General features: G+C 32.9%; 6 protein-coding genes and 1 pseudogene. 1 reads left to right on the forward strand and 6 read right to left on the reverse strand.

All coding sequences use genetic code 11. From position 1 onward, the window contains the following. Positions 1 to 153: 153 nt before the first annotated feature. Positions 154 to 1,302 (forward strand): CapA family protein, encoded by a 1,149-nt coding sequence (locus SOR77_RS08945; protein ID WP_320636760.1) that lies wholly within the window; start codon positions 154 to 156, stop codon positions 1,300 to 1,302. Positions 1,303 to 1,494: 192 nt separating this feature from the next. Here the strand turns inward: SOR77_RS08945 and SOR77_RS08950 are convergent, their stop codons facing one another. The 6 genes and pseudogenes from SOR77_RS08950 to SOR77_RS08975 form a co-directional block, all read right to left on the reverse strand. Further along, entirely contained in the window at positions 1,495 to 2,847 is a 1,353-nt protein-coding gene (locus SOR77_RS08950; RefSeq protein WP_320636761.1) for an MATE family efflux transporter, read from the reverse strand. Positions 2,848 to 2,975: 128 nt separating this feature from the next. After that, a complete protein-coding gene (locus SOR77_RS08955; protein ID WP_320636762.1) occupies positions 2,976 to 4,367 on the reverse strand; it encodes an ABC transporter ATP-binding protein in 1,392 nt (463 codons plus the stop codon). After that, positions 4,355 to 5,047 (reverse strand): energy-coupling factor transporter transmembrane component T, encoded by a 693-nt coding sequence (locus SOR77_RS08960; RefSeq protein WP_320636763.1) that lies wholly within the window; start codon positions 5,045 to 5,047, stop codon positions 4,355 to 4,357. Before SOR77_RS08960 ends, SOR77_RS08955 begins: the two co-directional genes overlap by 13 nt. Continuing rightward, positions 5,047 to 5,628 carry an MptD family putative ECF transporter S component gene (locus tag SOR77_RS08965; protein WP_320636764.1) on the reverse strand — a complete coding sequence of 194 codons (582 nt, stop codon included), beginning with the start codon at positions 5,626 to 5,628 and terminating at the stop codon, positions 5,047 to 5,049. Before SOR77_RS08965 ends, SOR77_RS08960 begins: the two co-directional genes overlap by 1 nt. Positions 5,629 to 5,666: 38 nt before the next feature. Next, positions 5,667 to 7,403, reverse strand: coding sequence for an ABC transporter ATP-binding protein (locus SOR77_RS08970; protein WP_320636765.1), 1,737 nt, complete (start codon positions 7,401 to 7,403; stop codon positions 5,667 to 5,669). A 3-nt stretch (positions 7,404 to 7,406) separates the two neighbouring features. Continuing rightward, positions 7,407 to 7,692, reverse strand: a pseudogene (locus SOR77_RS08975) (ABC transporter ATP-binding protein); the annotation flags it as partial.

The raw sequence follows: 7,692 nt of genomic DNA on the forward strand, positions 1-7,692 counted from the left end.
TCCTTATATATTCTCTTTTGTTATTAGTTTTTTTGAGTTCTACTTCTAATTCTTGAATTTGTTTTTGTATATCTTTCATAATATTATTATACTACATTAAATCACACAATTGTATCTATTGTTTAACGGATATTAGTATAACTTGGTGATTCAATGAAAAAACTTATAACAATATTATTATCAATTCTCCTATTCTCAGTGGGAGTACTATACATTTATTCAAATAACAATAAATCTATTAACCTAAATAGCCCGAAAAAGATAGAAAATGAAATATATCGTACTAAAATTTGGGCAACAGGTGACATCATGTACCATATGCCGTTGTATAAATATAATTATGATGCCACCACAGGATTGTATTCTTTCAACACCTACTACCAAAAAGTTTCAGAATATTTAAAAGGTGCTGACTTAGTAATTGGAAATTTTGAAAGCACAGTCAACCCAAACAAATCCATCTCAGGCCATCCAATGTTCAACACCCCGCCCGAAGCTTTGAATTATTTAAAAGACTTTGGTTTCGATGCACTGGCAACCTCAAATAACCACTGTCTTGATTCCGGATACGAAGGCATCCAAACAACTATTGATTCAATAGAAAAAGCCAACCTAAAACACTTCGGCACTCGCAGAGAAAATTCCAAACCTCTAATCATAACTACCAATGGCATTGCAGTTGGTTTGCTATCATATTCTGAAATGTTTAATGGTTTAGACGGACTTGTGCCGAAAGATAAACTTTATGAAATCTCGCCGCTTCAAGAAGATTTAATTTTAGGCGATATACAAAATTTAAAAAGTCTTGGTGCAGATTACATCATAGCCTATCCTCATTGGGGCGTTGAGTATACAAGCGAGCCGTCAGAAACTCAAAAATATTTTGAAAAATTTCTGTTGGATAATGGTGTAGATGCAGTTCTTGGTTCGCACCCTCACGTTCTACAAAGAGCTGAACTAAAAGATAATAAATTTACAATCTACTCAATGGGAAACTCAATTTCAAATCAAAGACAACAGTGGATTGGCCATACAGGAGTTGAATCCGGTGTCTTTGTAGAATTGAATTTAATTAAACAAAATGGAAATACAAAACTTGAAAACTTCATTCTCCACCCAACTTACGTAAATAGATACCAAGACCAAAACGGAAAAATACAATCCGAAGTCGTATTGTATTCAGATATTCTAAACGGTGGAAAATATAGAAACATTTTAGACCAAAGAACTCAAAATTTTGTCGATTCAAGTTATAACTGGGTCATAAAAAAACTTGGCAGCTTACAAGGTCCACAGAAATAATTTTATACTAACCACTAATTAAATTTTTATATTCAGCCAATCCCTGTGAGTGATTCTTTTAACCATTTTTTAGTTAAATTATCCATTATGCTATTATACTATTTTGTTAAGGCATAATTAGTGATTAGTATAAATATTCATTTCTTACTTCGCATTTCTAACAACTAATATATTTATTTTTGTTAATAGCATTTAATTAATTGTCTTTTCTCCTCCCATTTTATTCAACTCAACAATCATCATAAATGTACCAATAACAATCATTATAAAATCTACAAGAGGTTGCGTGAACCAAACCGCTTTCACTCCAAATGCCATTGGCAAGAAAATCATTGCAGGAACAAATAAAAATAGCTGTCTTAACATAACTATAATCCCTGCCTTCTTTCCATTTCCAATTGATTGGAAAAATGTAATGCTCATGACCATAACACCATATAAAATAAATACAGAATAGAACAGTCTGAAATTCCCTACTCCTTGCGCTATGATATTTGACTCTACGCCAAATAATGAAAGTATCTGACTCGATAACAATAATGACGGAATCCAAAAGACTGCTGCAAGCACAAGACCTCCGATAGAAAATACTTTCATAGCTTGCCTTACTCTGTCATATTGCTTTGCTCCGAAGTTTGTTCCTACAACAGGCTGCAAACCCTGACTCATTCCCCAAAGCGGAATGAATGAAAAGGCATATACACGAAGCGATGCTGCCATTAAAATTCCGTTTGGATCCCCGCCATATTTAAATGCCATTTTATACAGCATTGTCTGCTGAATCATAAACAAAAGCTGCATCATCATAGCCGATAAACCTATTGCGAACATTTCTTTTTTTATTCCCACATCAGATTTAATCTTATAGATTCTTACAACTTTACTCTTCCTCAAAAAATATTGAAGTGTTATTACAGCTTGAACAAACTGCGCTGTAATCGTTGCAAGTGCCGCCCCTTCAATGGCATATTCACCCATAAGCGTCATTAAAATTGGATCAAGAATTATATTGAGTAATGCTCCAAGGCCCATAATCATCATGGCTTTTTTCATCAATCCTTCCCCACGCATGACCATATTTGCAGACTGTGTGAAGTTTACGAAAATAGAGCCGATAAAAATAACTCTTAGGTATCTGATTCCATAAGCCTTGATTTCACCTGTTGCACCGACCATATCTAAAAAATATGGCGCAAGTAGTATTCCTCCAACTGTTATGATTGTCGAAAATAAAATCACCCAAAAAATAAGGTTTCCCATGATTTTATCTACAGTTTTCTGATCTCCTTTTCCAATCGCTCGTGATAAAACAGATGCTGAACCTACACCAAGTAAAGTTGAAACCCCACTGTTAAAAAAAGTAAGCGGCATTGCAACCCCACAGGCGGTCATGGCTATCTGTCCAATAATTTTCCCTGCAAATATTCCGTCCATTAACGGATACAGTCCAATTACTACCATCCCGATAACCGCAGGAATAGATAACTGAAACATCAATGATATGGGTGTTTTTGTGAGCAATTGTTCTTTAATATTTTCTTTCATAAACGCTCTCCTTGTTTTTAATATAATGTCGTTGATAATATTAATTCTCGCACTTACTAAACTTATACAAATCACTAAGATTATTTAAATTTCTTTTTATTTCATTTAAACAGTACTTACCATTATTCTTAATACTTATAACTTCGAAAATCCTCTAGAAAAAGAACATAATCTGTTGTTGCATTTATAAATTCAATATCATGAGAAACAATAAATATTATGTTCTCTTTAGTTTTCATTTTCTTTATCAATTTTGAAATTTTTAACATATTATTATAATCCATTCCACTTGTCGGCTCGTCAAAAAATATAAACTTAGAATTTTTGCATAAGACAGAAGCTATCGCCACTCTTTGTTTTTGTCCTCCTGATAGGCTCATAGGATGCCTTTTCCTCAATTCATCAAGTCCAAGTCCAATGAGAAGCCTATCTATTTTATCTTGGCTTAAATCCTTAACTCCAAGTTTTAATTCTTCTTCTACAGAATCTGTAAAAAGTTGATGATTTACATCTTGCATAACAAACGCCGAATTTTTAATTCGTTCTCTTTTGCTCAATTTTTTACCTTTAAAAATAACTTCACTATTATCCTTTTTATCTAATCCTGTCATGGCACGTAAAAAAGTAGATTTCCCACAACCATTTTTCCCGACAATGCCATAAATCTTTCCCAAATCAAAAGATATGTTTTTAAGGATTAACTCACCTTTGTCTTCAAAATCAATTTTCATCATTTGAATACTCAAATCTTTTCCATGAAGTTTTTGATCTTTACTTATAAGTGTTTTGTGTGTTGAACGAAGTCCGTACTTTCTTAAGCTCTCACTTGATAATGACAAAAACTCTTCTTTATTAAAAACTTTCTCTATCTTTCCTTGTTTAATTAAATAAACATAATCAACCAAATCCATTAGATAATAAATTCGATGCTCTGCAAGAATAAGCGTTATTTTCTTTTCCTTTAAAATTTTTAGCATTTTCATTAAAATATTTATGTGCTTATCATCTAAGTTTGATGACGGTTCATCAAGTACTATAATTTTGCACCCGGAAATATATGAAGCAGCTACGCACAATATCTGTTTTTCTCCACCGGATAATTCAAAAATACTGCGTCCAAGTAAATGTTCTATATGAAATATTTTCAGCATTTCTTGCATACGTGAGTCCATATCTTCTTTAGATAAACCGATGTTCTCTAAATAAAACAAAAGTTCTATTGTAGTATTAACATTAAAAAAATGTGTCTTAGGATTTTGAAAAACACTGGCAATTAGCAAGGATACTTCATAAAGCTCTAAGTTCTTTATCTCCTTATCATCAACTTTAATACTCCCTGTTCCACCGGCATTTTCATAGGTAAATGCTAATCCGTTAATTGAATTTATTATAGAGGACTTTCCACTTCCGCTTTCACCTGTAAGTAAAATACATTCTCCATCAAGAACTTTTAGAGAAATATTATTCAATATTTTATTATCCTCACCATATGATAAAAAAAGATTTTTTATTTGAAGCATAGCCATCCTCCTATAACTATTGAAGTCGTCGTTATTCCATAGATGAAGTCGATCAAATTTACACCAACCTTGACATATCTAGTTTTTTTTATGGGATTTGCAATACATTTTGTTTCAGCCGCCTTAGATATATCATCAGCAATATTAGATGAAATAATTAAAAGAGGTACAACAACATACTCTAAATATTTAAAAGGATTCTTTGTTTCTATTCCCCTTATTTTCATTGCCATTTTGATATTTTCTTTTTCTTCCGTAAAAGACGGAAAAAATCGAAACATAACAGCTATGGGAATAGATATGATATTTGGTATTTTTAAGACATCCATAGATGAAATAATGCTCCCAACATCTGATGTTTTAATCAAAAATTTCCCTGCAACAAATGGAATATAAAACATACGGATCACAAAAATCAATGAAAAAACCATCTTTATTACAAACGGCAACTGAGCTAATACCTTGAAATTCGGAGCAAGAAATAGAACGCCGAATAAAAGAATATTTTTTATCGCTTCTTTTCTAAAACCATTTATTAAGTACATTATGGAAATAATAAATATCAATGCCCATTCCAAAATAGGATGAATGGAATGTACAACAGTTAACCCCAATAATCCCACAACAAAAAACTTTGTTATGGGATTTGGATTTAATCTTCTATTATTCTCAATAAACATTAAACAATACCCGCTTTGTTAAAGTGTTTCTTAAGAAGAGCCTTTCCAATATATGCTCCAATAATTCCACCTATTAAAGCACCGGCATAAACTAATAACATATTTGGATAGGTAATTAACTTTTCTAAAGCTTCTACATATTCTTTCCCCATCATCATTGATAATTTAATATATTTTTCTTTTGCCCATAGCATTTGCATTAAAGATCCGCAAATCCATGTATTAAAAATAGCAAAAGCAAACATGTTGTATTTAAAAGAATTATACTCACCCATTTTTCTTATCATTTCAGCAATAAACATAACGACAATGGCATGAACTGCTATTACATAGGTATGCCCCATAGCAAACATCAATAAAGGGGATAGTATTCCTAATATAAATAAGCCCCAAGGTTTTTGAACCTTTGCCATAAATAACATAATAATTGTGCCTGTTACAATACCAAGAATACTAGGATAGATTAAGAATAAAATAGGTACCATCCCTATCATTCCTACGCCAAACATCACTACAAAATAGATAACGGCAAATACACCTATGGTTACTAAATCTTTAATTTTTAACTTCTTTTCTTTCATTTTCTCTCCCTTAATAAAAATTTTTCATTTTCTAATTTCTATAACGTCCAATTGGCTGCACGTTCTCGTGCTTGTATAAACGATGAATAAATTCCTTTCTTGCAAATCAAGTCACTGTGATTTCCCGCTTGCACCAATGTACCGCCGTCAATTACTAAGATTTGATCAGCTTTTTTCACTGTAGAAAGCCTGTGTGCTATAGAGATAACAGTATGCCCTTTCGATAATTCTTCAATAGCAGCCAAAATCTCATATTCATTTTCAGGATCAACAGAGCTGGTCGCTTCATCTAAAAGAATAATCGGTGCATTTTTCAGTAACGCTCTCGCAATAGAAACTCTCTGTTTTTCTCCGCCTGAAAGAGAACTTCCCCCTTCGCCTACCATAGTATTATAACCGTCGGGAAGTTCCATAATAAAATTATGACAGCGCGCTTTTTTAGCAGCTTCTACAACTTCTTCATGACTTGCATCAGGATTTGCAAAGCGAATATTGTTTTCTATGGTATCTCGAAAAAGATATACATCTTGGAAAACAAGAGAAAGATTTTTTAGTAAACTTTCTACTTTATAATCTCGTATATCCTCATCCCCCAATCTTATTTCACCACTATCAACATCATAAAAACGAGATATTAAATTGATAATTGTAGTTTTCCCTGAACCGGAAGGTCCGACAATAGCTGTCCTTGAACCTTGTGGAATCGTAAATGAAAGATCTTTTAAGACAAAATTTCTCTTGTCATAACCAAAATTCACCTTATCAAAGACAATATCATTGTTTTTCATGACTTCTAAAGTCCCCTCACTTATTTCAGGAATATCTAAGACCTCATCCAAATATTGCATATTCGCAGGATTTTTAACCATCAGAATAGCTGCGTTTTCAAGTTGTTTTAAGCCGCCAAAAATCATAAACCCGGCAGCCGAAACAGTGAGTGCTTGCGGTAATAAAACCTCTCCTTTAGTATAAAGATAGCAAGAAAACAGTGTAACAAGCAGGCTTGAGAGATTGATAATAGTAGAAAAAATTCTAGCATAAATAACAAAGACCATCTCAAAATGTACTTGAGTAAGTCTAAGCTCCTCAGAAGCATTCTTCAATTTAGAGTGTATTTCCTCCTCAACACTCTCATTTACAAGAGGAAAACTGCGAAGCACAGGAATACCACTGATACTATCTACTAGAGCATCTCCCACCTTGGTAATGGCAGTGTGTTCACGTGCAATTTCTTTCTTTGCTTGATTGGTCATAAGTAATACGCAAAGCCAAATTAAAATTAAACAAATTAAAGTCAATATTCCGATTTTAGTATTTACCCCAAACATTCCGATTAAAAGGAAAAAGGATATTGATATACCTGAAATAGCAAAGTCGATACTCATTGAAGAGTAATTTTCCAGACTTTTCATAACATTGGTAAAAGCCGCCATAATTCTCGATAAACTTTGTTCTGCAAAATATCCCATGGGTGCTTTTTTAAGTTTTTCGCCAACTGCAAGTCTGTAATCCTTGAAAATTCCGAAAAAAACACCATCGCTAAGCCCGCTTTTCGCCCAACCTGTTAGAAAATTGAAAATAAAAGATGCAAATAATACACCAAAAATTGTACAAATATGACCAACAGTAATATCATTCATCCAACCAAATGCGAGGAATAGAGCAAAAAAACCAAACAGCACAGAAGCATTTTGAAAGAAGATAAGCAACATTCCCGCTTTAAGTCGATTTTTATACTGCCCCGCTAATTTGAGTGATAATTTTATAAACTTCATATTCTACTCCTTCCCTAAATATTGTTCCCAAAGACTTGCATAGAGCGGCTCTTTCATAAGTTCATCATGTTTACCCTTAGCTATAATTTTACCTTTATCAATCAAAATTATTTGATGCGCCTGCTTAATTGTATTTAATCTATGGGCAACCATCACAAGATTTTTCCCCTTTACGAGATTGGATATTGCTTCTTGAATGAGTGCTTCATTTTCCGGATCGGCATAAGCGGTTGCTTCATCTAAAATAATTGTTGATGCAGGCTTCAAAATTGCTCTGGCAAGAGTTATT

Source organism: Peptoniphilus sp. (assembly GCF_034090345.1).
Taxonomy (GTDB): Bacteria; Bacillota; Clostridia; order Tissierellales; family Peptoniphilaceae; genus Peptoniphilus.

Bases quoted from the DNA above. Each gene is read 5' to 3' on its own strand.
- SOR77_RS08955 (WP_320636762.1), bottom strand. From the start codon at position 4,367: ATGCTTCAAATAAAAAATCTTTTTTTATCATATGGTGAGGATAATAAA.
- SOR77_RS08960 (WP_320636763.1), bottom strand. From the start codon at position 5,047: ATGTTTATTGAGAATAATAGAAGATTAAATCCAAATCCCATAACAAAG.
- SOR77_RS08950 (WP_320636761.1), bottom strand. From the start codon at position 2,847: ATGAAAGAAAATATTAAAGAACAATTGCTCACAAAAACACCCATATCA.
- SOR77_RS08970 (WP_320636765.1), bottom strand. From the start codon at position 7,403: ATGAAGTTTATAAAATTATCACTCAAATTAGCGGGGCAGTATAAAAAT.
- SOR77_RS08965 (WP_320636764.1), bottom strand. From the start codon at position 5,628: ATGAAAGAAAAGAAGTTAAAAATTAAAGATTTAGTAACCATAGGTGTA.
- SOR77_RS08945 (WP_320636760.1), top strand. From the start codon at position 154: ATGAAAAAACTTATAACAATATTATTATCAATTCTCCTATTCTCAGTG.